Genomic DNA, 397 nt, shown 5'->3' with positions numbered 1-397 from the left:
GCTGCTCTACGGCGGCGCGCCCGTGGAGGAGGTCGCCTACGCTGCCGGGGAGAACCTCGACGTGGTGGCCTCGACCATCGACCTCGTCGACCAGAACGAGATGCTCCTGCGCGAGCAGCGACTCAAGTTCGCCCTCGACGACGCCTCGGGCTCCTACGACGTCTGCCTCATCGACTGCAGTCCCGTGATGCGCAGGCTCGCCTTCAACGCCTACCTCGCCGCGGCGGAGGGCGGCATGGTCGTCATCCCCGTGAAGCTCGACTCCACCGTGATGCGCGGCACGGCGCTCACCGTCGAGGCGACGCGCTCCATCGCCGACGCTCTGCGCATGCCCACGCCCCGCTGGAAGATACTGCGCACCTGCGTGCCCGGCCGCATGACCAACGCCGAGGCCACG

General features: G+C 69.8%; 1 protein-coding gene. It reads left to right on the top strand.

The window, feature by feature from the left end:
- A partial coding sequence (locus tag ACT84W_RS10290; protein ID WP_444329142.1) for a ParA family protein occupies positions 1 to 397 on the top strand: 397 nt, incomplete at both ends.

Origin of the sequence: Paratractidigestivibacter sp. (assembly GCF_052362415.1) — a bacterium.
GTDB lineage: Bacteria > Actinomycetota > Coriobacteriia > Coriobacteriales > Atopobiaceae > Paratractidigestivibacter.
Note: the sequence above shows the minus strand (reverse complement) of the source record. Positions and strands in the feature narration are given on the sequence as shown.